The organism is Paenibacillus phytohabitans (assembly GCF_013141775.1).
GTDB classification, from domain to species: domain Bacteria; phylum Bacillota; class Bacilli; order Paenibacillales; family Paenibacillaceae; genus Paenibacillus_AQ; species Paenibacillus_AQ phytohabitans.
Genome location: NZ_WHOB01000016.1, coordinates 406,931 through 428,020, shown reverse-complemented (window position 1 = coordinate 428,020; position 21,090 = coordinate 406,931). Strand labels below are relative to the sequence as shown.

General features: G+C 51.0%; 21 protein-coding genes and 1 tRNA gene. 19 read left to right on the top strand and 3 right to left on the bottom strand.

What is annotated here, in order from left to right; genetic code table 11:
• Positions 1-349 precede the first annotated feature (349 nt).
• Positions 350-423 (top strand) — tRNA-Pro (locus GC101_RS03630).
• A gap of 70 nt (positions 424-493) precedes the next feature.
• Here GC101_RS03630 and GC101_RS03625 read toward each other — a convergent pair.
• Positions 494-688 carry a hypothetical protein gene (locus GC101_RS03625; RefSeq protein ID WP_039309369.1) on the bottom strand — a complete coding sequence of 65 codons (195 nt, stop codon included), beginning with the start codon at positions 686-688 and terminating at the stop codon, positions 494-496.
• A 229-nt stretch (positions 689-917) separates the two neighbouring features.
• Between GC101_RS03625 and GC101_RS03620 the strand changes: the two genes are divergently transcribed.
• Positions 918-1,175, top strand: coding sequence for an LSm family protein (locus GC101_RS03620; RefSeq protein ID WP_171716108.1), 258 nt, complete (start codon positions 918-920; stop codon positions 1,173-1,175).
• A gap of 55 nt (positions 1,176-1,230) precedes the next feature.
• Here the strand turns inward: GC101_RS03620 and GC101_RS03615 are convergent, their stop codons facing one another.
• On the bottom strand, positions 1,231-2,178 hold the full coding sequence (locus tag GC101_RS03615) for a hypothetical protein (protein WP_171716107.1): 948 nt from the start codon (positions 2,176-2,178) through the stop codon (positions 1,231-1,233).
• Positions 2,179-2,450: 272 nt separating this feature from the next.
• Here GC101_RS03615 and GC101_RS03610 point away from each other — a divergent pair, with 272 nt between their 5' ends.
• From GC101_RS03610 to GC101_RS03560, 11 genes are all read left to right on the top strand, one after another.
• Positions 2,451-2,753 carry a hypothetical protein gene (locus GC101_RS03610; protein WP_152679912.1) on the top strand — a complete coding sequence of 101 codons (303 nt, stop codon included), beginning with the start codon at positions 2,451-2,453 and terminating at the stop codon, positions 2,751-2,753.
• 242 nt (positions 2,754-2,995) lie between these two features.
• Entirely contained in the window at positions 2,996-3,340 is a 345-nt protein-coding gene (rplS, locus tag GC101_RS03605) for a 50S ribosomal protein L19 (protein ID WP_039309361.1), read from the top strand.
• A gap of 205 nt (positions 3,341-3,545) precedes the next feature.
• Entirely contained in the window at positions 3,546-4,166 is a 621-nt protein-coding gene (gene lepB / locus GC101_RS03600) for a signal peptidase I (protein WP_171716106.1), read from the top strand.
• A 29-nt stretch (positions 4,167-4,195) separates the two neighbouring features.
• Positions 4,196-5,056, top strand: coding sequence for a ribosome biogenesis GTPase YlqF (ylqF, locus tag GC101_RS03595; RefSeq protein WP_039309356.1), 861 nt, complete (start codon positions 4,196-4,198; stop codon positions 5,054-5,056).
• 637 nt (positions 5,057-5,693) lie between these two features.
• Entirely contained in the window at positions 5,694-6,305 is a 612-nt protein-coding gene (locus tag GC101_RS03590; protein WP_171716284.1) for a ribonuclease HII, read from the top strand.
• Between the two features lie 68 nt (positions 6,306-6,373).
• Complete coding sequence (locus tag GC101_RS03585; protein ID WP_171716105.1) at positions 6,374-8,542, top strand: DNA ligase; 2,169 nt, start codon at positions 6,374-6,376, stop codon at positions 8,540-8,542.
• Positions 8,539-8,841 carry an EscU/YscU/HrcU family type III secretion system export apparatus switch protein gene (locus GC101_RS03580; protein WP_039295123.1) on the top strand — a complete coding sequence of 101 codons (303 nt, stop codon included), beginning with the start codon at positions 8,539-8,541 and terminating at the stop codon, positions 8,839-8,841. The genes GC101_RS03585 and GC101_RS03580 overlap by 4 nt, the downstream gene beginning before the upstream one ends.
• Complete coding sequence (locus GC101_RS03575; protein WP_171716104.1) at positions 8,838-9,224, top strand: YraN family protein; 387 nt, start codon at positions 8,838-8,840, stop codon at positions 9,222-9,224. Before GC101_RS03580 ends, GC101_RS03575 begins: the two co-directional genes overlap by 4 nt.
• Positions 9,225-9,357: 133 nt before the next feature.
• Positions 9,358-9,771, top strand: a complete 414-nt coding sequence (locus GC101_RS03570) for a hypothetical protein (protein WP_171716103.1) — start codon at positions 9,358-9,360, stop codon at positions 9,769-9,771.
• 35 nt (positions 9,772-9,806) lie between these two features.
• On the top strand, positions 9,807-10,316 hold the full coding sequence (locus GC101_RS03565) for a metallophosphoesterase (RefSeq protein ID WP_171716102.1): 510 nt from the start codon (positions 9,807-9,809) through the stop codon (positions 10,314-10,316).
• 212 nt (positions 10,317-10,528) lie between these two features.
• Positions 10,529-12,259, top strand: a complete 1,731-nt coding sequence (locus GC101_RS03560) for a YifB family Mg chelatase-like AAA ATPase (RefSeq protein WP_171716101.1) — start codon at positions 10,529-10,531, stop codon at positions 12,257-12,259.
• Between the two features lie 400 nt (positions 12,260-12,659).
• On the opposite strand, the gene GC101_RS03555 is transcribed toward GC101_RS03560, so the two are convergent.
• Positions 12,660-13,088, bottom strand: coding sequence for an organic hydroperoxide resistance protein (locus GC101_RS03555; RefSeq protein ID WP_042214922.1), 429 nt, complete (start codon positions 13,086-13,088; stop codon positions 12,660-12,662).
• Positions 13,089-13,236: 148 nt separating this feature from the next.
• On the opposite strand from GC101_RS03555, the gene GC101_RS03550 reads away from it, so the two are divergent.
• The 6 genes from GC101_RS03550 (at position 13,237) to trmFO (ending at position 21,084) form a co-directional block, all read left to right on the top strand.
• Entirely contained in the window at positions 13,237-13,704 is a 468-nt protein-coding gene (locus GC101_RS03550; RefSeq protein ID WP_042138172.1) for a MarR family winged helix-turn-helix transcriptional regulator, read from the top strand.
• Between the two features lie 356 nt (positions 13,705-14,060).
• A complete protein-coding gene (gene sucC, locus GC101_RS03545) occupies positions 14,061-15,218 on the top strand; it encodes an ADP-forming succinate--CoA ligase subunit beta (protein ID WP_171716100.1) in 1,158 nt (385 codons plus the stop codon).
• A 35-nt stretch (positions 15,219-15,253) separates the two neighbouring features.
• Positions 15,254-16,183 carry a succinate--CoA ligase subunit alpha gene (gene sucD, locus GC101_RS03540; RefSeq protein WP_171716099.1) on the top strand — a complete coding sequence of 310 codons (930 nt, stop codon included), beginning with the start codon at positions 15,254-15,256 and terminating at the stop codon, positions 16,181-16,183.
• A gap of 183 nt (positions 16,184-16,366) precedes the next feature.
• On the top strand, positions 16,367-17,485 hold the full coding sequence (gene dprA, locus GC101_RS03535; protein WP_171716098.1) for a DNA-processing protein DprA: 1,119 nt from the start codon (positions 16,367-16,369) through the stop codon (positions 17,483-17,485).
• A gap of 99 nt (positions 17,486-17,584) precedes the next feature.
• The gene (gene topA / locus GC101_RS03530; RefSeq protein WP_171716097.1) at positions 17,585-19,681 is read left to right on the top strand and encodes a type I DNA topoisomerase; all 2,097 of its coding nucleotides are present in this window, start codon (positions 17,585-17,587) and stop codon (positions 19,679-19,681) included.
• A 23-nt stretch (positions 19,682-19,704) separates the two neighbouring features.
• The gene (gene trmFO / locus GC101_RS03525; RefSeq protein WP_171716096.1) at positions 19,705-21,084 is read left to right on the top strand and encodes an FADH(2)-oxidizing methylenetetrahydrofolate--tRNA-(uracil(54)-C(5))-methyltransferase TrmFO; all 1,380 of its coding nucleotides are present in this window, start codon (positions 19,705-19,707) and stop codon (positions 21,082-21,084) included.
• The last annotated feature ends 6 nt before the right edge of the window (positions 21,085-21,090 follow it).

The window sequence follows — 21,090 nt, the reverse complement described above, 5'->3', positions numbered from 1 at the left end:
ACGTTCTGATCCCATAAAAAAAGACCGTCCGTAGACGGTCTTTCTACCCGAGGCGCTAGTTTGTTACTTTGATCCGTATCCCGCGCCACCAGGGCCAGTGATTCAGCCGTTGGTCCGGGTAAGGGATACGTTCAGCATGTCATGCTTGATGTGAACGCACCTCCTTTCCTTGTGCCAAGAGTATAGCATAGCTTATATGAAAAATCCATAAAATTTGAATAATAGTTTAAAATAAATATATAATGTACTTCTGCGGTATATATAAAATATAACCAGGAAGTAACCGCTTTCCGGCATAATGTTAAAAGAAGGCGCGTATCTTATTTCGAAGGCAGGCATACATAGATGTCGGGGTATAGCGCAGCCAGGTAGCGCGCATCCTTGGGGTGGATGAGGCCGCAGGTTCGAATCCTGTTACTCCGATCAAAAAACACTTCCGTCAGGGCCGTAAGCTCTGTGGAAGTGTTTTTAACTTTTATACGAATAACGCCGGTTAAGCTCTGCCCCTGTCCCTATCCTGGCGGGTAAGCATGATGATCCCGGTGACCAGCGAATATACAGCAACAACCATAAGCAGTACAATAGCCCAAGTGTAATTGCGCACCGTGTAGGTGAGCGATGTGAATATGATGAACCAGGCGATACGAAGTACTCCTTCATTAATGAAACGTCTGCCTGCTGTGCTCATGATTCCTGCCTCCTTATGAATTGTAGATTATTGTTCACAATCGTAAGCGCTTCAATTCGTATTATTATCTTAATAATACCCCTTTTCTTCGAAAAATGATACACAATGTTCACAAGTTCTTGATTTCACAGCTAAAATAATTATAGACATTTGCCGCGTGGCGATTGCCGTTACCGGCTTATCCCTCCCGTCATAAGATACAGAAACACGATTGAGGAGGAATCAGCAGATGGAAGCTTATTATAACTGTCTCCATTGCAAAAATAAGCGGGTGCGTATTATGACCAATGACGGCAAACGTCATGAAGGAATTATTGTAGATGTGGACCAGAACAATGTGTACCTGAAAACAAAAGGCAACGGCAAAATGAAAACTTCGGCATTTTATCCGGGAGGCTCGGGGAATTATTATGGAGGGTACTTCGGCTATGGCAGCGAAATCCTTACACTCAGCCTGTTTACATTGCTGGCCATTGCGCTGATCTGATAAGAGCACAATTTAAAAAAAAGTGGGCTCCTGGAAAACAGGAACGCCCACTTTTCTAATTATTAACGGATATTGCTCCAATCTGGGTAGTTAGCGTTACCAGCGGACCGCCGCCGTTATAATCCTGCTTGCCGCCTGCAGCACCGGTTATATGCCCCAGCTCACTCTCAGCTTCCACAGTACATTGAACTGAACTGGCGAGATCGGCGGATATTTTACCTATATCGCTTGTCGCCTTAAGACTGCTGCCGCTATCCATTCCGGATATACCAAGCTCGATACTTCCTGTATTAGACTTAATAGAAGATTTGCCTGTGAAAACAGTATCCTGAAGGATGATGCTTCCGACATTGCTGACGATATCAAAGGTACCCTGCAGACCGCGGAGCTGTGTGGAGCCTACATTATTATTGATCTCAACATAGTTCACTGTATCCGGAAGCTCAACTACATAATTAATACTGAAGTCTGAATGCCCGTATTCCTTCTGTGACCAGTCCCAAAGATTCTTCTTCGGGCTATCCTCTCCGTGAGTGGAAACGGTCAGCACGCCACTTTTATGTTCAATCGATACTTCAGCGTGGTCAAGTACCTCGGAGGCGGCGTTATACGAACGATCATGGACAACAATGGTGGCTTTGACAACAATCTCGTCCCCGGAAGCGGGAACTAAGCTGACTTCACCCAGAACATTATCAAGCTTAAATTCAGAGGCTGAACCTGCCGGCAGGGAGGTGGAGAATTCTCTGCTGATACCCTCATCATTAATCTTTTGTTCAATCCTTTCCGTTGTCGTCTGGACTGCATCTCCTAGCGTGACGGTTGCCTTGCCGATGCTCTGCTTAACCGCCTCTGCGGCTTCCTGCTGGAAGCTTCCGGACAGACGCTGCTCCAGCTGATGATCTGCCGCCTCTTTGCCGGGAAGCTCCTTGCATCCTGCCAGTAAAGCGATGGAGAAGACGGCTACTGCTGCAATAATTGCGGTGTTGTGATTTTTCTTCAATATATATACCCTCCTGAAGGTTAGTGATTTGCTTATGTATATTTAATATTATATATTATGGAAAATATATGGATAACGGGCTGGCGGCGGGTTGCTGTACTGGACCATAGTCCAGTAAGCCTGTTGACTACATTTTGATGAAGCAATATGTTAAACTAGCGTTAGATCTAAAGACCGGAATAATCAATCCTGGCAGCTGGAACAGACCGGCATAGAAGGTAAGGCGGAACCAGGTCTGTTTACTATTTTGACTGATGAAGTCAGAGGAGCGGATGAGCCAAATGCAATATGCGGCGGTCTTCATTATTTTGTTGGTTGGTGCAGTTGTTTATGTAATTTCCCGCAACCGGATGAACAGGGAGCAGCCTGAGGCACCAAGAACGGTTAAAGCCAGCAACGTAATATCTATGGAAGGGCACCGCAAAGCTAAGCAGAATGCTGCAGATCAGCTTTGTTCTTCCTGTAAGAAGAAAAACGGCAAGCTGGTTTTTTATGCCCAGGATAACGGAAGTGTGGTCGGACTCTGCAAGGATTGCAAGGTCAAAGCGAAGAAAAGGGATATGCTGCCACTCTAAACAAGTAGAAACGCTATGTCGTCCTTAACAGGACGGTACCGTTTCAGCGAGAACTAGAAGGGGAATTTATAGTGCGAAGCATATATATTCTTCTATTTCGGATTTTATACTTGTCTTTATTTCTGCCGTGTGGTAATATTATTTCTGTTGTGTGGAATACGGTGGTCCTCTGCGGATAATGAGGGAGAGCAATGGCTCTCCGGAAGAGGCAAGAACACCTGTACGGAAGGAGGAAGTCCTAAATGAATATCCTACAAGCAATTACGCAAGAGCAACTTCGCAAAGATATCCCGAGTTTTCGCCCGGGTGACACTTTGAAGGTGCATGTAAAAGTTATCGAAGGAACTCGTGAACGGATCCAGTTGTTCGAAGGCGTTGTAATCAAACGTCGCGGCGGTGGTATCGGTGAGACTTTTACAGTTCGTAAAATCTCTTATGGTGTTGGTGTGGAAAGAACATTCCCAATCAACTCCCCTAAGCTCGAGAAAATCGAAGTGGCTCGCCGTGGTAAAGTTCGTCGTGCGAAGCTGTACTATCTTCGTGAACTTCGCGGTAAAGCTGCAAGAATTAAAGAAATCCGTCGCTAGAATAGCGGCAAGTGAAAGGGGCTTGAATTCAAGCCCCTTTCGTTTATTCTTACTATGTAATCAAAACATTCAACTAAGAAATATGTGCCTTAGGAACAGCTTCTCCGAAAAGGCCTCCTGAAGGAGTAATCGCGGGGGAGTTTTTGGCAGGAGTTTTTTTGTATTGTATAGTGGAGATAACAACATATGGAGAGGACGGTGAACTATGCAGCAGGATTTGCAGCCAGGGCAAGGCGAGATTACAGAATCTAACAGCCAGAGCCCCCAGAAGCCTAAGAATGAAGTCCTGGAATGGATTAAAGCGATTGCGATTGCATTGGTTCTGGTTATTCTAATACGCTGGCTTTTGTTCAAACCGTTTATCGTGGACGGACCTTCCATGCAGCCTAACTTCCATACTGGCGAACGGGTTATTGTTAATGAAATTCTCTATGATATTCGTACACCTCAGCGTGGTGAAGTCATTGTATTCCATGTGCCGTCTGAAGGCAGAGACTTCATTAAACGTGTCATCGGTGTAGCGGGCGATACGGTAAAAGTTGAAGGGGATGTCGTAACTGTGAACGGCGAACCGGTAAATGAAACGTATATCCAGGGCGCAATTGATGATGCGCATAATAACAACTCTTTGTACAACAATAAGAACTTCCCGAATGAAGACTTTACGGATGGCACAGTGCCCGAAGGACATGTGTTTGTGATGGGGGACAACCGCTCAGACAGTACAGACAGCCGGATGATCGGTTATGTGCCGCTGGGTGATATTGTCGGCCGTGCGGACCTTATTTTCTGGCCGGTCAAAGATATTACATTAATTAACCATTAAGCTGACAGAAGTCAAAGGAGGTGACGGCAATGGCCATTCAATGGTTTCCTGGTCATATGACGAAGGCTAGACGGCAAATTGAGGATAAGCTGAAGCTGATTGATATTGCAATAGAACTGCTTGATTCCCGTCTGCCGCTTTCCAGCCGCAATCCGATGATTGACGATATTTTGCGGGATAAGCCAAGGCTGATTATTCTGAATAAAGCGGATCTGGCCGATCCGGAAGCAACGCGCAAGTGGCTTGCTTACTTCAAGGAACAGGGCCATGTTGCCTATCCTGTGGATGCTTCTACCGGGACAGGCATTAAGGAGATTCCTGAGCAGGTCAAGCTGCTGCTGAAGGAAAAGATTGACCGGCAGATTTCCAGGGGAATTAACCCGCGGGCAATGCGCGCATTGATCGTCGGCATTCCCAACGTAGGCAAATCGACACTCATTAACCGGATGGCGGGCAGAAGTATCGCGATTACCGGAGACCGTCCAGGGGTCACCAAGGGCCAGCAATGGATAAAGACAGGCGGGAATCTGGAGCTTCTGGATACCCCGGGTATCCTGTGGCCGAAATTCGAGGACCAGGTTGTAGGCTATAAGCTGGCGGTAACCGGAGCGATCAAGGAAGAAATCCTGAACATTGAGGATATCGCGTTCTATGCGGTGAAATATCTGGTGAAGGATTACGGCAGCCGGTTCCAGGAGCGTTTTGGTATCGACAAGCTGCCTGAGGATCTTGAGAACCCGGACGAAATCGTTGCCGTGATGGAAGCGGTAGGACGTAAACGGGGCTGTCTGCTCAGCGGCGGACGCGTAGATCTGGAGAAAGCTTCACGCGCACTCCTGCATGAACTGCGCGCCGGCAAGCTTGGACGCTTTACGCTGGAGACGCCTTAACGTGTAACTTAAGAATGAATTGTGGAATGGAAGAGCCATCCGTGTTTGTGGACTGGCTCTTTTTTGCGTGGCAGCACGGGGAGTTGACGATGAGGGTGAATGCGGAGAAATGTTGTACTTAATGCAACTTTGGGTTATGCACAACTGGGTATTCTGCTGGATTGTTGTAGGAAATACAACAATAATCCCGTTAAGTCGCTTGGAGGAGGGAAAATGCTGCAATTTATACAACATTTGTGGTGTGGAGCGGAAATAATGAAGGGAATGTTGTATTTCGTGCAGGATTGTTAGGTGGGAGACTGTTACGATGCAGCGGCTAACCCGGCTATTTAATGGCAAGCAAGGCTAGATAGCAACGCAAAAGAATAACGAAAGCGAAAAGAAGTGTTTTGGACTTGCAGGAGCGACAGCGAGCAATTGTGTTAACCAGTTTCAACTGCGGATAGAGGATTAGATCAAGTAAACCTGTGTTACCAAGCGGCCGGAAATTCAAATATTCACCGCAGGGACGATTGAGCTTCAAGTCAAAAAATCATTATAATGACGGATGACCATAATGGCCGCTTATGTTAAGCTGGCTAGTAGAGGAACCGGATAAATTGTTGATTGGCAGGTGGATGAAGTGAGCACGATAGATATGCTGTTGTATGAAAAAGAAGGCTGGGAATTGTCTTACCAGCACATTGCCGGTGTCGATGAAGTGGGCCGGGGCTGCTTGTTTGGGGATGTGGTGGCTGCTGCGGTAATTTTGCCGGCCGGGCTGATTATTGAGGGTGTGGATGATTCCAAGAAGCTGACGGCTAAGAAGCGTGACGCCTTGTATGAGATTATTATGGATCAGGCACTGGCGGTAAGTGTGGGGCATGTAGAATCGACGGTGATCGATGAAATAAATATTAAGCAGGCTTCTCGTCTAGCTATGCGCAAGGCGGTTGAAGGATTAATCCAGCAGCCCGACTATATACTGATTGATGCAGAGAAAGTGGACTTGCCCTTGCCGCAGCGTTCGATCATCAAGGGGGATGCCAGCAGCCAGTCGATTGCTGCCGCCTCGATTGTAGCTAAGGTTACACGCGACCGGCTCTGTGAAGGCTTGTGGGAGGAATTATACCCGGATTACGGGATCAAATTACATAAAGGATATGCAACCAAGCTGCACCGGGAACAGATCAAGACGCTGGGTGTAACGCCTATGCACCGGCGCAGCTTCATCGGTAATATTCTTGCCGAGCAGCAGACATTGTTCTAAGGACATACGCAGTTATCAAAAGGACAGATAATTCCGATATTATATAGAAAAGACAGGAGGCGGACAACATGAATATCGGATCACTTATTCGCGGCTTGCTCGGAGACAGCAAGGCGGGAGAGCCTAAATCTGTAGAGCTCAAGGAAGGTCAGGTTGTTCGCGGCGTTGTACTCAGCGTGTCTGATTCGGGCAAGGAAGCCATGGTGCAGATTCAGGGGACGCCTGTCCGTGCTGAACTGGAAACACCGCTTACGCCTGGACAGACCCTGAACCTGCAAGTGGGTACACCTGGTGAGAACGGATTGCCGGTGCTGAAGCCCGTCTCTCTTGGTGAAGCGGCCCTCGCCTCACCGCAGAGTATGGGGGAAGCTATTGAATCGCTTGGCCTTACGAATTCGAAGGCAGGGCGGGAGATTGTTCAGGCGATGCAGTCCGGCGGATTGGCATTGACCAAAGAGACGGCGGCGAAGCTGGATGCCGTCATGAATGCCAAGCCGCCTGGTGTGCCAGCCTCGGAATGGCTGGAAGCGGCCGTCATCTCTGTGAAGCGCGGATTGCCGGTTACGGCTGAGACGGTGAAGGGGCTGCAGCAGGCGGTATTCGGTCCGAAGCTGCACCAGCTGCTGGCCACGCTGGAATCGGAGCTGAACGTGTGGGCTCAGCAAGGTGATGCTGGTAAGAGTGCAGAGTCGGCAGGAGGAAATAAACCTGCGGCAGGAGTGCTCACAGGCGGCACCACAGCTCCTCTGACCGGAAATACGGTAACGGCTGGTGTGCTGCCGGGAGCCAATACAGATGCTGATCTTCCGGCATCGAAAGCTGGCGCAACAGGTAATAATGCTCCTTCGGGGGCAGCCGGTTCTGTAGAGACCCAGTCTGGATCAGGAATGGTAAGTAACACTGGGAGTAATAATGGTAACGTCAATGCTGGCAATACTCAAGCAATTGGAAGTGCTGGACAGGCTGCAGCAGCTTTGAATGCAGATTCTGCAGCAGAGGGGGAAGTGCCTGGAGGCCTGGCGCAGAAACTGCCGTTGTCCGAGGCGGCGTCCGCCAATAAGGCTGTGTCCGCAGGAGATGCAGAGCCTGCTGGTGCCGCGCCTGCTGGAGCAGGAGCTGCCAAAGGAAGCGGCAGCACTGACCCGGCAGGCTCCCGCGCTGCTGCGGCTGGTCAGAATGAGGCCGCAGCAGCACGGGAGGGCTCGGGAGCCGCTGCGGCTGGCCGGACCGAGGCCGCAGGAGCTCGGGAAGGTGCGGGTGCTGCCGCGCCGGTAAACAGTGCTCTGCAGCCGCAGAGCACTGCCTCGGGGACCGCCCTGCTCGCGAAGCTGCAGGGCGTGCTCACCGAGCTGCGCGGCACGCTGCCGCAGCTCGCTACAGCTCCGCCCGCCTCCGGCGCGGCGGGCGAAGGCCCTGCGGCCGCGCAGCCGCCGCAGGGCAATGCCGCCCCGCCAGCACCGGCGGGGCAAGGGCAAGTCCCCGCTGCGCCGCGCGGGGACGCCTCTGCTGCGGCTGCGCAGCCGCAGCAGGGCACGGCGCCCGCCCCCGACACGGAGTCGTGGGTGGGGCGGGTGCTGAAGCTGCTCGGTGCGGAGCACGAGCAGCAGGCCGTGCGCGGCGGCGTTGCCGCGGCTGCGCACGGGCGTGAGGCAGCGCTGCCGGCTGCGGCGCTGCAAGGGGCGTCCGGCGGCGCGGAGGATGCCGCCGGTACGCTCAAGGGCGTGCTGCTGCAGGTTCTCGGCAGCAGCGAGGTCCCGCCCGCGGTCAAGGAAGCCGCGGGCCAGCTGGTGCAGCAGCTGACTGGCCAGCAGCTGCTGCTGAATACAGACCGCACCGCGCCGTTCGCGCAGGTGACGATGTTCCTGCCGCTGCGGGGGCAGGACGGCCAGGAGACGGCTTCCGTCCATATCCAGTCCCGGCGCGGCCGCAAAGGCGAGCTGGATGCGGCGAACTGCCGCCTGTGGTTTGATCTGGATATGAAGCAGCTCGGCCAGACTATGGTAGACGTACAGGTCGTTGACCGGATTGTCAGCCTTAAGCTGCATAATAATGAACCCTGGGTGCTGGAGCTGCTGGAAGGGCGCCGTGAGGACATTAAGACAGCGGTTGAATCTATAGGGTATCAGCTGTCCAGCCTGCGCACGGAGCCGTTGCCCGAGCTGAGTACGGCTGCAGCTCCTGCCAAACAGTCCGATTATGTTCCCGATTCCTACAAAGGAGTCGATTACCGCATATGAGTGAGTCTGAACATAAGGTTTCACAGAACCTCAAAAAGGCGGTTGCCCTTAAATATATCCCCGGCCAAAGCGAAGCCCCGGTTGTTGTTGCCAAAGGACAAGGCTCGGTAGCCGATATCATTCTGCAAAAAGCCAAGGAAAACGGGGTTGCTGTGCAGGAGGATGCCGCGCTGGTGGAGGTCCTCTCTAAGCTGGATCTGGATCAGCAGATTCCGCCTCAGCTATACCAGCTGGTCGCGGAGATTCTGAGTTATGTATATCAGAGTGACCGTTCTGCCGGGGAACGGAGACCGAAGTGAGTCACGGGGCGGACAGGACGAATTATACCCGCAGGCAAAAAGGGACTGCTGCCGAGCAGGCGGCAAGTCTGTATCTGTCCTCCCGGGGATACATAATCAGGGAGTGCAACTGGCGCTGCCGCAGCGGAGAGCTTGATATTATTGCAGAATATGAAGAGGGGATTGTCTTCATTGAAGTGCGCAGCCGGAGCGGGGCTGGTGTGCAGGGAACCCCGGAGGAGTCAGTGGATGAACGCAAAATCCGCCAGGTGAGAAATACAGCCCAGGTGTATTTACATATGCGGGGTCTGAATAACCCGGTGATTTCGTTTGATGTAATCGCCGTACAGCTAAATAGAGATTTAAGTATTGCTTCATTACGGCATATCCGTGAGGCATTTTAGCTCTTTTTTTGCCTGTGTTCAACGATTTTGCTTATTTATCCTTGACATATCATGGGCTCCATGGGTCATTTCTCGAAAGAAATGGGTAAACATTAGTGTAACTTTTAATGTCACCATGAGGAGGGCTGTCCGAGTGAGAAATCAACCGATTGATATACAGGTAAGTTTTACTTGCCAGCATTGCGAGCACAGAGTCGTAGCGGAATTGGGCGGAGAGCCTCTGTCCGTTGTCTGCTGCAGCAATTGTAATAAGACATTTACCGTTATGCGGCCTGCAATAGCGGAAGAGATATTAATTGACTGGGAGCATGAGGCTTTATTCCATAAAATGCGTGCGGAAAAAACAGAAAGCAGCAACAGCAGCCTGTTGTCACTGGTCATCAATGTCATCGAACTGCTTACCTGGAAGGATAAGGGGAACGGTCAGGTAGAGGCCATTAAGGAAATGCGTCAATGGCTGATCGAGCATGAGGAAACCCCTCCTTTGGCCGAATTGATTCAGGTTGACGTGAATCGGCGTCCGTCCAAGAGAAACTGGAATAAATGAACCATTCCTGAAGTACTTGAAATGGGGGTGCTGTTTTGACTAATGTCTTTTTCACCTCGGATCATCATTTTGGCCACAAGCTGATCATAGATTTCGAATCCCGTCCCTTTGGCAGTGCCGCGGAGATGGACCAGTCGATGATTGCCAGCTGGAACGCTGTGGTGGGTAAAGGGGATAAGGTATTTCATCTGGGGGATTTCTCCTTCTTGAATCAGGAGGCTACCCGGAATATTATTTCTGCGCTGAACGGCTACAAAATCCTGATTCTCGGCAATCATGACCGCGGACGCGGGCGTAATTGGTGGCTGGAAGCCGGATTTGACGAGGTAAGTGAATACCCGATCATTTATAAAGAGTTTTTTATGCTCTCCCATGAACCTATGTATATGAACAAGCATATGCCTTACGTAAATGTGCATGGCCATATTCATGGACAGAAATATGAAGGCAAAAGCCATTTTAACATTTGTGTAGAGCATTGGAATTATGCGCCGTTGTCCTTTGAACAGATCAGGGATGCCGTTGTGGCCAGTGAGGAAGGCTGAACAAATTGATTCTCTAGTCATAGATGCACAATTATGCAAGACGGATGGGAATTGGGATTTGTGCAGCAGCTTGTGCGTAATAGTCCTTGCATGATAGCAGGGGCTATAGGTATACTCAACATAATAAAGCTAACGGAAAAAAGAGGAAGCACCCTTTTTCTTGGAAATAAGCGCCCGTTCCGGGCGTATTTCAGGAGGAGAGGTGTTTTTTTGTGTACGGAAAGATGCATAGTGCATGTTTGTATGGGATTGAAGGCGTAATGATCGGCGTGGAAATTGATCTGGCGAACGGGCTTCCGCAGACGATAATCATCGGATTGCCGGATTCTGCTGTGAGGGAAGCGGTAGAGAGAGTCCGGGCTGCGGTTAAAAACTGCGGCTACAGCTATCCTCAGCAGCGCGTTACAATCAATCTGGCACCTGCAGATCTGCGCAAGGAGGGATCGGCGTTCGATCTGGCCATCGCCCTGGGGATTCTGACAACAAGCGGCCAGCTTATTATGCCGGATGCCGGGAAAATGCTGCTCATCGGAGAATTGGCGCTGGACGGCAGTCTGCGTCCGGTTAATGGGGTGTTACCTATGGTTGAGGCAGCGCGCCGGGCAGGCTTTCAGGCAGTCCTCGTACCACCGGGAAATGCTGCCGAAGCAGCGCTGATTACGGGAATCCGTGTATATACAGCCGGACATTTGCGCGAGTTGTCACCGTCAGCAGCCGGTGTTCCGGCTTCTCTGTTTGCGGAAGAGCCAGCTCCAGGACTGGAGCCGCGATTACCTACAGAAGTGCCTGATTCAGCCGTTCCGGAACTATCCACGCCGCAGACAGAGCTGCCGTTTCCGGTATCGGTTAGCAATGAGCCGTCCCCGAGGAACCGCCCGCCAGTTCAGGTGCTGACGCTGGACCATCTGAGATATCAGCCGGAAGGGAACAAGGTTATTGCCCCGAGCCGGGAGGATTATCTGATGAAGGAGGATTACAGTGATGTCATTGGACAGAATCACGTGAAGCGCGCGCTCACTATTGCCGCTGCCGGAATGCATAACATCCTCTTGATTGGCCCTCCGGGGACAGGCAAAACGATGCTGATTAAACGACTTCCCGGCATTCTCCCAGACCTGAGCGATGATGAATCGCTTGAAGTGATGAAGATATTCAGTGCCGCCGGTAAGCTGAGGGACAGCAATGGAGGCCTGATGCGCCTCCGCCCGTTTCGTTCCCCGCATCACACGATTTCGGCTGCCGGACTGATTGGTGGAGGGGGAATACCGAAGCCGGGTGAAGTCAGCCTGGCACACCGCGGAATTCTGTTTCTGGACGAGCTGCCTGAATTCTCCCGCACGGTTCTTGAGGTTCTCCGCCAGCCGCTGGAGGACGGGGTAGTGACCATCAGCCGGGCCAGGGCGTCGTTTACCTTCCCGGCCCAGTTTCTGCTCGCCTGCTCTATGAACCCCTGCATGTGCGGATTTCTCGGGAACGGCAGCTCACAGCAGCGATGTACCTGCAGTCCGGCACGAATCGCCCAGTACCGGGCCAAAATCTCAGGACCGCTGCTGGACCGGATGGACATGCAGGTTGATGTTCCCCGCCCGAAAGAATGGGACCGGAATGTGCCGGCATTGTCTACAGCGCGGATGCGTGAGGACGTTCTGCGGGCTCAGGCTATTCAAGCTAAGCGTTACCGGCACCTGCCGATCTCCTGGAACAGTGAGCTTTCCGGAGCAGCGTTACGCCGTTACGCAGTTCTGAGGCATGAAGAAAATTTGCTGCTGAACCGGATTCTGGAGAGTCTTGGCCTCAGCATGCGGGCGCATGACCGGATCATTAAGCTGGCCCGCACCATCGCCGATCTGGAAGGGGCAGAGGAGATTGGTTCTGCGCATCTTGCCGAAGCTGTCCAGTACCGTAATCTGGACCGCCAGGTGACGGCAGAGGAGGAATACTAAGTGAGCGTTATCTTGTTCATTCGAGCCCGAAATGATCGGGAACTGGTCATCTAAAGGATTCTGAGTCTGTTTGACATACAAATCTGCCGTATCTGCATATATAAAGGAATTTCACTCCATCAGCTGGTAGTCACCCAAGAGTCGTGCTGAGTTTCCGCCGGGAAACGCACATCAGTAACTCTTTTGAAAGTTAATTGTAGTGCGGGTTAGATAGAATAATCGAAGACAAATGGATAGATTAACACGGGACCCAAAGCATAAAGTTTGCCGATCAACGGCAAACACCCTGCCCGGGGCCGCCGGACAGGGCGTTTACTTTAAAGAAAGTATGGCTATATAAAGGGCAGGCTGGGGATAGAACATGTATACCCGGTCTTGTAATTATACTGAGCAGTATGTCTTACAGCACATTCAGTTCAACTTCAATATTGCCGCGGGTTGCGCGGGAGTAAGGGCATGCGCCGTGAGCCGCTTCTACCAGCTGGACTGCAGTTTCGTGATCTACGCCTTTGACCAGAACGTCCATCTTCACGGCAATGCCGAAGCCGCCGTCTTCGACTTTGCCAAAGCTTACCGTTGCTGTTACTTCACTGCCCTCGATCTTGATTTTACCCATACGGGCAACCATATTCAGTGCGCTGTCGAAACACGCGGAGTAGCCTGCTGCGAACAGCTGCTCAGGGTTAGTGCCTTCACCGCCGGCGCCGCCCATTTCGCGTGGTGTGCTGATGGTAAGGTTTAGCTTAGGACTTTCAGATTCGATATATCCTTGTCTTCCGCCAACCGCTTTTACTGTAGTTTCATACATTTTCTGTTGAATAGTCATCATTATAAATCGCTCCCGTTCGTTTTCATATTGTATTGTACACAACTTAATTTAACACAATTAAAATAAAAGTCAATATATTTTCCGCTATTAACATGATATTGTGAATGAATTGTGTTAAACTAATGTCACAAAGGCAGGTGAAGATGATATGCAAGAAGAAACTATGACTCCTCCGGAGCTAATGCTCGAGAACCAGCTCTGCTTTACGATTTATGCCTGTTCGCGTGAATTTACGAAGCTGTACCAGCCTCACCTGGACAAGATCGGATTAACGTATTCGCAGTACCTGGTTATGCTTGTCCTCTGGGAGAGACGGCAATGTACGGTCAAGGAGCTTGGTGAAGCTCTGTTCCTGGACTCCGGTACGCTGACTCCGCTGCTCAAGAGACTGCAGGCTGCAGGCCTGATTCTGCGCGAACGTTCTTTGCAGGACGAGCGGAAGGTGTTAATTTCATTAACCGCACAAGGTTTGGCACTGCAGCAGGATGCGATGTGCATTCCCGGCAAAATGGCCGAAGGCACCATGCTCTCCCCCGAGGAGTTTGTTGGACTGCTTGGCCAGTTCAAAGACCTGCTTGCCCGTGTTCATGAGAGCAATATTAGCAATTCGAAATAGTCTATCAGCACAAAGTCAATGCAATCGTTCGCATTCCGGCATGAAATCGAGCGAAAATGTATGTATAAATAGTGAAAGTTTTTAAGGAAAGCGCTTATAAAACATGTTACAATATTCTGGGTTTCACATTCTGGCATATAGGTAATTATAGATATCACTCTGTAATATGTTCTATATGCCACTAGCAGAAAACTGTACCGTTTGCGGATTTAATATTCAGGCGGCGGTTTTCTGCATGTGCCGGGATATTGCCAGTTTTCACCGGTCTGGACCCGGCTTTGGACAATCAAAACGGAATGCGGAATGGCCGCAGGCTGCCTGCACAGGTCACCGCAACACTTTAGGAGGCTTCCGGTATGAATATCCACGAGTATCAGGGAAAAGAAGTACTTAAGAAGTACGGCGTAGCCGTACCGAACGGAAAAGTAGCTTATACAGTGGAGGAAGCAGTGGAAGCTGCCGCAGCGCTGAGTACACCGGTAGTTGTAGTCAAAGCTCAGATTCATGCAGGCGGACGCGGTAAAGCCGGAGGCGTCAAGGTGGCGAAGAACAGTGATGAGGTTCGTGCCTATGCGGCTGAAATCCTCGGCAAGACGCTGGTCACCCACCAGACGGGACCCGAAGGCAAGGTAGTGAAGCGGCTGCTGATTGAAGAGGGCTGCCAGATTGTTAAAGAGTATTATATCGGACTGGTTGTAGACCGTGGTTCCGGGCGGGTAGTCATGATGGCTTCCGAGGAAGGCGGTACAGAGATCGAAGAGGTGGCGGCCACACATCCGGAGAAGATTTTCAAGGAAATCATTGATCCGGCAGTGGGACTGCAGACCTTCCAGGCGCGTAAACTGGCTTACAGCATAGCCATACCTTCAGAGCTGGTAAATAAAGCGGTCAAGTTCATGCAAGCGCTATATCTGGCTTTTGTGGATAAAGATTGCTCCATCGCGGAGATTAATCCGCTGGTTGTAACGGCTGACGGAAATGTGATGGCGCTTGATGCCAAGCTGAATTTCGATTCTAATGCGCTGTTCCGGCATAAGGATATTCTGGAGCTCCGTGACCTGGACGAAGAGGATACCAAAGAGATTGAAGCTTCCAAATACGATCTTAGCTATATCGCGCTTGACGGCAACATCGGCTGTATGGTGAATGGGGCGGGGCTTGCGATGGCTACCATGGATATTATTAAATATTACGGCGGAGAGCCGGCCAACTTCCTGGATGTAGGGGGCGGCGCAACCACAGAGAAGGTAACCGAAGCTTTCAAAATCATCCTCTCGGATGATAAGGTAAGCGGGATTTTTGTTAATATTTTCGGCGGAATCATGCGCTGTGATGTCATTGCTACCGGTGTAGTTGAGGCAGCAAGACAGCTCGGGTTAACGAAGCCGCTGGTTGTACGTCTTGAAGGCACGAATGTAGCACTGGGCAAAGAAATTCTCGCCGGATCGGGACTGAATATTGTTGCTGCCGATTCCATGGCTGACGGTGCCCGTAAAATTGTTGCTCTGGTGTAATATTCGACAATAAAAGTGAGGATGTGACCTGACGCATGAGCATTCTTGTAGATAAACATACAAAAGTCATCACACAGGGAATTACGGGCGCTACGGGCTTATTTCATACTAAAGGGGCACTGGATTACGGCACCCAGATGGTAGGCGGGGTAACCCCGGGCAAGGGAGGAACCTTTGTTCAGATCACTCTTGAAAATGGCACGGAAGCCAGTCTTCCGGTATTTGATACGGTCGTTGCCGCCAAAGCTGCCACGGGTGCAACCGCGAGTGTGATTTATGTTCCGCCGGCTTTTGCTGCAGATTCGATTATGGAAGCTGTGGATGCTGAAATGGAGCTCGTCATTTGTATCACAGAAGGCATTCCCGTGCTGGATATGGTTAAAGTATCAAGATATATGGAGGGACGTTCTACTGTATTAATCGGTCCCAACTGTCCGGGGGTAATCACGCCTGGAGAATGTAAAATCGGGATTATGCCGGGTTATATTCATATGCCGGGTTATGTAGGGGTTGTCTCGCGGAGCGGAACCCTGACCTATGAAGCTGTACATCAGCTGACGGAGCGTGGTATCGGCCAGTCTTCGGCTGTAGGTATCGGCGGAGATCCGGTCAAGGGATCGGAGTTCATAGATATTCTGAAGCTGTTTAATGATGACCCGGGCACCAAAGCTGTCATCATGATCGGAGAGATCGGCGGGACAGCGGAGGAAGAGGCGGCTGAGTGGATTAAAGAGAATATGACAAAGCCTGTAGTCGGCTTTATCGGGGGCGTTACTGCACCTCCCGGCAAACGGATGGGCCATGCCGGGGCGATTATTTCAGGCGGCAAAGGAACGGCCAGCGAGAAGATCGCTGTGCTGGAGTCCTGCGGGATCAAGGTCGCGCCAACGCCTGCGGAGATGGGCTCTACACTCGTCAGTGTGCTTGAGGAACGCGGCATTCTGAATGCTTTCACCACTCACTAGAGCTCAGCCTGCAGAATCACACAAAGATCACTGCTTTTACCGCTGATTCATGTATAATCATTTTAAAGGTAAGCAACCTTTTGTCCCGGAGTACCGGGGTGAAGGGTTGCTTTTTTTGTCTTTTTTCGGCAGTTTATGTAATCATTAAGGAAGGCTGGCCCTTCCGTATAGGAGAGAATGCATATGGAAACGCGGGATCTGCTGTTCGGTTTAAATGAAGTAGAAGGCATTGGATGGAAAAGTATGGACAGAATACGCCAGGCGGGACTTTTGACGAATGAAGCTTTGTCCTGTTCCGTTACTGATTGGGAGCGGGCCGGAATCAGCGGCAAAATGTCGGCCAGGCTTAACGCTGTCTTTAATGAAGAATGGATTCTGCAGCGCCGCTCTTTAATGGAAGCAAGCGGTGTTTCGATGGTGACTTTGCTGGATGAAGGGTACCCTGTCCAGTTAAAGGAAACCCCCCAGCCGCCTTGGGTTTTATATTATCGCGGCCGTCTGGAGCTGGCTTCCCGTCCTTCTGTAGCTATGGTTGGAACCCGTGTGCCTACTGCCTATGGACGCAAGATTGGTGAAATGCTGGCTGAACAGCTCAGTGCGGCCGGTCTCACGGTTATAAGCGGCCTAGCGAGAGGGATTGACAGTGTCTGCCACGAAGCAGCATTATCGGGAGCCGGAAGTACCATTGCTGTGGTCGCAACGGGGCTGGATAAGGTCTATCCGCCTGAGAACCGTGAGCTGGAGCAGCAGATTTCACGTGTCGGGCTTGTGATTAGTGAATATCCGCTCGGTACCCCGAGCCATCCCGGATTATTTCCGCAGCGCAACCGGATTATCGCCGGACTGTCGCTCGGCACGGTGGTGGTCGAAGCAGACAGCCGCAGCGGTTCCCTGATTACCGCCGACGCTGCGCTAGAAGCAGGAAGGGATGTGTTTGCTGTCCCGGGTCCGCTCACCTCGCCCAAGAGCAGAGGCGCATTAGAGCTGATTAAACAAGGTGCGAAGGTGGTGACAAGCTCCGCGGATATCGTGGAAGAATACATAGCTTATCTGCCTGGAAAGGGTACTTCAGGGACTCCGGCAAGCGGTTCCGGGCCTTCCGATGGAGATGGCTTAATCGAAAAGAAATTGACAAGTGAGGAGTTGCACCTTTACCATATACTGCATCAAGGCCCCTTTACACTCGATGAGCTCCTGGCGTCCACGAGGTGGGATTTTGGACATTTGCATTCAGTTCTGTTATCTTTAATCATAAAAAAAGCGGTAACACAATTGCCGGGTGCAATTTATAAGGTAATTTAATATAGAAGTAACCGTGTTAAGCATAGACTCTTGATTTCCGCCGGGCCTGAGGGCAGGTTCAGGAGGATGTATGCTTACAAACTTTTGGGAGGAAAACCTATGGCAGATGCGTTGGTTATTGTAGAGTCACCGGCAAAAGCAAAAACGATTGGTAAATATCTGGGCAGTAAATATATTGTAAAGGCATCAATGGGACATATCAGAGATTTGCCGAAAAGTCAGATTGGTGTGGAAGTGGAGAATGATTTCAACCCCAAATATATAACGATCCGCGGCAAAGGCTCTATCTTGAAGGAACTCAAGGATGCCAGCAAAAAAGTAAAAAAAGTCTATCTCGCAGCTGACCCGGACCGCGAAGGTGAAGCTATTGCCTGGCATTTGGCGCATGCGCTGGATTTGGACAACACACAGGAATGCCGGGTTGTCTTTAATGAGATTACGAAGCAGGCTGTGAAGGATGCTTTCAAGACACCGCGCAAAATTAATATGGATCTTGTGAATGCCCAGCAGGCCCGCCGTATTCTGGACCGGCTCGTAGGATACAAGATTAGCCCCCTATTATGGAAGAAAGTCAAAAAAGGCCTGTCCGCAGGACGGGTACAATCGGTAGCTGTGAAGATTATTATGGACCGCGAGAACGAAATCTCTGCTTTTGTTCCCACAGAATACTGGAGCATTACTGCGAAGCTGGGCATCCGCGATTCCTTGTTCGAAGCCAAGTTCCACAAGCTGAATGGCGACAAAAAAGAGCTGGGCCAGGAGAGCGATGTACAGGAAGTATTGTATGCTATTAAGAATTCCGCCTTCCAGGTTAAAGAGGTAAAAGAGAAGGAAAGACAACGGCATCCTTCCGCTCCGTTTACAACAAGCTCACTGCAGCAGGAAGCTGCCCGTAAGCTGGGCTTCCGCGCATCCAAGACCATGTCTGTTGCTCAGCAGCTCTATGAGGGGGTTGAGCTGGGCAAGGAAGGCACTGTCGGTTTAATTACCTATATGCGTACGGATTCCACCCGTCTGTCTGCTACGGCCCAGGAAGAAGCTAAGGAGCTGATCCTCTCCAAATACGGTGAGAGGTTCGTTCCCGAGACACCGCGCCAGTATTCCAAGAAAGCTGCGGGAGCCCAGGATGCGCATGAAGCGATCCGTCCAACCTCGGCGCTCCGTGAGCCTGACATGGTCAAAGAATTCCTGAGCCGTGACCAATTCCGCCTGTATAAGCTGGTTTGGGAGCGTTTTGTTTCCAGTCAGATGTCTTCAGCCCTGCTTGATACGCTGTCTGTGGATATCACAGCAGGCACTGCGATTTTCAGAGCCGTCGGGTCCAAGGTTTCTTTCCCGGGCTTCATGAAGGTATACGTAGAAGGCAATGATGACGGCACAACGGATGAGGAGAAGTATCTGCCGCCGCTTAAGGCAGGCGATGACTTAACCAAGCATGATATTGAGCCGAAGCAGCATTTCACTCAGCCGCCTCCAAGATATACGGAAGCGCGTCTGGTCAAAACGCTGGAGGAACTGGGGATCGGCCGTCCGAGTACGTACGCGCCAACGCTGGAGACGATCCAGAAGCGCGGATATGTAGCGATTGAAGAGAAGAAGTTCATGCCAACCGAGCTCGGTGAGCTGATCATAGAGCAAATGGAAGAGTTCTTCCCGGAAATTCTGGATGTGGAATTCACAGCCCATATGGAAGGGGATCTTGACCATGTGGAGGAAGGTGCTGAGGACTGGGTGAAAGTGCTGGCCCAGTTCTATGAATCTTTTGAGAAACGTCTCCTCTACGCCGAAGAAGAAATGAAGGAAATTGAGATTGAAGATGAAGTTTCCGACGAGCTATGCGAGAAATGCGGGAAGCCGATGGTCTACAAGCTGGGCCGTTTCGGTAAATTCCTGGCCTGCTCCGGATTCCCGGACTGCCGTAATACGAAGCCGATCATTAAGGATATCGGAGTAAGCTGTCCGAAATGTCATGAGGGTAAGGTTGTGGAGCGCCGCAGTAAGAAAGGCCGTGTCTTCTACGGCTGCGATCAGTATCCGGGCTGTGACTTTGTATCCTGGGATAGACCGTCGGTTAAACCATGTCCTGTCTGCGGCTCCTGGATGGTAGAGAAGCGCAACAAACAGGGAACTAAGCTGCAATGCACTTCTTGTGATCATACCGAGGCAGTGCTGGACAACGAAGAGCTGGCAGAATAATAGTGTTACAGGAGGAAAGGAAATTGACTGATATAGCTAAAGTAACCGTGATTGGAGCCGGACTTGCCGGTAGTGAAGCCGCCTGGCAGATTGCCTCGCGCGGGGTTCCGGTCAGATTATATGAGATGCGTCCGGTTGTGAAGACACCGGCGCATCATACGGACCAGTTCGCCGAGTTGGTCTGCAGTAACTCTCTGCGGGCCAACGGCCTTGGCAATGCGGTAGGTGTGCTCAAGGAGGAAATGCGCCGTTTGGACTCGCTGGTACTGGGTGCAGCCGACCGGCATGCGGTTCCGGCCGGAGGCGCACTTGCCGTAGACCGCGATGGATTCTCCGGTGAGATTACATCGATGCTGCATAATCACCCTCTGGTAGAAGTCATAAATGAAGAACTTATGCATATACCGGAGGAAGGGATTGTTGTCATTGCGACAGGCCCGCTGACCTCTCCGGCACTCTCCGCTGAGATTAAAGGCCTGCTTGGCGAGGAGTATTTCTACTTCTATGATGCGGCTGCCCCGATTGTTGAAAAGGACACCATTGATATGAGCAAGGTGTATTTGGCCTCCCGATACGACAAAGGTGAAGCTGCATACCTGAACTGTCCGATGACGGAAGAGGAATTTGATGTTTTTTATGATGCACTGATCTCGGCTGAGACTGCCGCACTCAAAGATTTTGAGAAAGAGATTTACTTCGAAGGCTGTATGCCGATCGAGATTATGATGAAGCGCGGCAAGCAGACAGCACTCTTCGGGCCGATGAAGCCTGTAGGTCTGATGAATCCTCATACAGGGAAGCTTCCTTACGCGGTTGTGCAACTTCGTCAGGATAATGCAGCGGGAACGCTTTATAACCTGGTTGGCTTCCAGACGCATTTGAAGTGGGGCGAGCAAAAACGCGTGTTTTCACTTATCCCCGGTCTTGAGAACGCAGAGTATGTCCGTTATGGTGTCATGCACCGCAATACATTTATCAATTCTCCCAAGCTTCTGCATCCCACCTATCAAATGAAGGGACGGGAAAGACTGTTCTTTGCCGGCCAAATGACAGGGGTTGAAGGTTATGTGGAGTCTGCGGCTTCTGGTATGATTGCCGGTATGAACGCTGCCAGAGCGGCACTCGGTGAGGACGGTCTGATCTTCCCGCAGGATACCGTGCTGGGCAGCATGCCGGCCTACATCACTTCTGCAGATCCCGAGCATTTCCAGCCGATGAACGCCAACTTTGGCTTGCTGCCAAAGCTTGAAACGAGATTCCGCAGTAAAAAAGAGAAAAACGAACGCCTGGCTTACCGTGCGCTGGACAGTCTTGCTGCCTATGCTGCAGACAAAGGCCTGGCCTATACTGAGCCGGAGGTCGTAGAACCTCAGCTTACCGAAGCGGAAAGTCCGGCACAATAAAACTTA

Excerpts from the sequence above, each read along its gene's own strand:
- rplS (WP_039309361.1), top strand. The coding sequence starts at position 2,996 with ATGAATATCCTACAAGCAATTACGCAAGAGCAACTTCGCAAAGATATC.
- sucD (WP_171716099.1), top strand. The coding sequence starts at position 15,254 with ATGAGCATTCTTGTAGATAAACATACAAAAGTCATCACACAGGGAATT.
- GC101_RS03550 (WP_042138172.1), top strand. The coding sequence starts at position 13,237 with ATGCAAGAAGAAACTATGACTCCTCCGGAGCTAATGCTCGAGAACCAG.
- GC101_RS03555 (WP_042214922.1), bottom strand. The coding sequence starts at position 13,088 with ATGATGACTATTCAACAGAAAATGTATGAAACTACAGTAAAAGCGGTT.
- sucC (WP_171716100.1), top strand. The coding sequence starts at position 14,061 with ATGAATATCCACGAGTATCAGGGAAAAGAAGTACTTAAGAAGTACGGC.
- GC101_RS03585 (WP_171716105.1), top strand. The coding sequence starts at position 6,374 with ATGAATATCGGATCACTTATTCGCGGCTTGCTCGGAGACAGCAAGGCG.
- GC101_RS03625 (WP_039309369.1), bottom strand. The coding sequence starts at position 688 with ATGAGCACAGCAGGCAGACGTTTCATTAATGAAGGAGTACTTCGTATC.
- ylqF (WP_039309356.1), top strand. The coding sequence starts at position 4,196 with ATGGCCATTCAATGGTTTCCTGGTCATATGACGAAGGCTAGACGGCAA.
- dprA (WP_171716098.1), top strand. The coding sequence starts at position 16,367 with ATGGAAACGCGGGATCTGCTGTTCGGTTTAAATGAAGTAGAAGGCATT.
- GC101_RS03620 (WP_171716108.1), top strand. The coding sequence starts at position 918 with ATGGAAGCTTATTATAACTGTCTCCATTGCAAAAATAAGCGGGTGCGT.
- GC101_RS03580 (WP_039295123.1), top strand. The coding sequence starts at position 8,539 with ATGAGTGAGTCTGAACATAAGGTTTCACAGAACCTCAAAAAGGCGGTT.
- GC101_RS03590 (WP_171716284.1), top strand. The coding sequence starts at position 5,694 with ATGCTGTTGTATGAAAAAGAAGGCTGGGAATTGTCTTACCAGCACATT.
- GC101_RS03610 (WP_152679912.1), top strand. The coding sequence starts at position 2,451 with ATGAGCCAAATGCAATATGCGGCGGTCTTCATTATTTTGTTGGTTGGT.
- lepB (WP_171716106.1), top strand. The coding sequence starts at position 3,546 with ATGCAGCAGGATTTGCAGCCAGGGCAAGGCGAGATTACAGAATCTAAC.
- topA (WP_171716097.1), top strand. The coding sequence starts at position 17,585 with ATGGCAGATGCGTTGGTTATTGTAGAGTCACCGGCAAAAGCAAAAACG.